This window comes from Tunicatimonas sp. (assembly GCF_049647865.1).
In the GTDB taxonomy this organism is placed as follows: domain Bacteria; phylum Bacteroidota; class Bacteroidia; order Cytophagales; family Cyclobacteriaceae; genus Tunicatimonas.
This window is the reverse complement of sequence record NZ_JBARYM010000051.1, coordinates 1-1,551: the sequence shown is the minus strand read 5'-3', so window position 1 is coordinate 1,551 and position 1,551 is coordinate 1. Positions and strand designations below refer to the sequence as shown.

Sequence of the window (1,551 nt, the reverse complement as noted above, 5' to 3'; positions counted from 1 at the left end):
ATTTTTTTACATCTCTTTACTGGAAGGTGACACCTACTCAGCAGATTATTAACTACTTGAAGTTATGTAAAAATTCTTATAAGCAGTTATTAAGCACCGGACATCAGTCATGGTGCTTTCTTATTTTGTTGAGTTTGATCAGTTAACGGAAAATTCAGCAGCAAGCTTGAAATGAGGTCGCCTCTTCAGAGCTACACCAATATTATATTCGTGTCAAATGGCACTCGTCTCATCACTTAATATGTATCTGATAGATAACCTAATTTTGATTGGTCAGCATCAACGTCAGAAAGAAACCCTGTCCATTTCTCAATAAACTCTGATGCTTTCATCTTTTTTTCTTTTATTTCAGACCTCCTTAAGATAATTACCTCAATTTCTTTATTGAAAAGAGAGGGGTTTTGGGGAATCTGTATTGTCCCTGTTTTTGATACTTTAGTGTAAATTTGTATGCTTTCATAATTTAGCATATTTATAGGTTAAAGATACAAAAGTCATCCATTTAACAAGATCACCGCTTACTTTCTACCGCAAATTACGTAACTTCCAGGCTTATTAATCAAGTAGGTAGCCATCTGGATGCTTACTAACTATTTATTTCTACCTGACTTATGATGAGAAAACAAGTTTGGCTAATTGGCCTTCTCGGATTACTACTATGCCGACCGGCCCTAGCCCAAGATGAAATCTACTCCGCTAATGATGTGCGGGACGACCGACCCGCACGCTACCTGTTTACTAACGCTACGATAGTTGTCGATGATCAGACTACTCAGCAGAACGCATCACTGCTGGTTGAAAATGGCGTTATAAAAGCGGTGGGTTCCAACGTATCTGCTCCAGCCGGAACCCGCACCGTTGATCTACAAGGAAAGTATATTTACCCTAGCTTTATCGATCTGTATAGCCACTACGGCTTATCGGAAGTGCCCAAACCCTCGGGCTTTAACTGGAATGCTCCCGAAAAGTTAGGGCCCCAAACCGCAGGTCCCTTCAGCCAGAATGACGCTATTAAATCGCAGTACAACGCGGCCGATGATTTCACGCTTAACGATGAGCAGGCTCAGGTCTACCGCGAGTTAGGCTTCGGTGCCGTGCTGACCAATAAGCCCGACGGGATTGCCCGAGGCTCTTCGGCACTGGTAAGCCTCACCGACGTAACCGCCAACGAGGCACTAATTATGTCGCAGGCGGCGGCTCACTATTCTTTTGAGAAGGGAAGTTCTCAACAATACTATCCTATTTCTAAAATGGGGTTTATTGCTCTGCTGCGACAAACCTACTTGGACGCTAACTGGTACCAATCAGAGAAGAATTCGGACTACGTAGACCAGTCGCTAGAAGCTTGGATTGACTTGCAAAACCTGCCTCAGATATTTGACGCTCCCGGTTGGTTACAAATTCTTCGGGCCGACCAACTAGGCGATGAGTTTGGCCACCAGTACATTGTTCGCGGCAGTGGCAATGAATACCAGCGACTAGCCGAGGTTAAAGCTACGAATGCTCCCCTGATTGTGCCCATTAATTTTCCCGATGCCTACGATGTAGATG

At 43.9% G+C, this 1,551-nt stretch carries 2 protein-coding genes; one reads left to right on the top strand and one right to left on the bottom strand.

Annotation, left to right across the window (positions count from 1 at the left end; translation table 11 throughout):
- Positions 1–236: 236 nt before the first annotated feature.
- On the bottom strand, positions 237–470 hold the full coding sequence (locus WBA23_RS01960) for a hypothetical protein (RefSeq protein WP_424580557.1): 234 nt from the start codon (positions 468–470) through the stop codon (positions 237–239).
- 141 nt (positions 471–611) lie between these two features.
- Here WBA23_RS01960 and WBA23_RS01955 point away from each other — a divergent pair.
- Positions 612–1,551, top strand: a 940-nt coding sequence (locus tag WBA23_RS01955) for an amidohydrolase family protein (RefSeq protein WP_424580556.1), incomplete at its 3' end; no start/stop codon positions are given.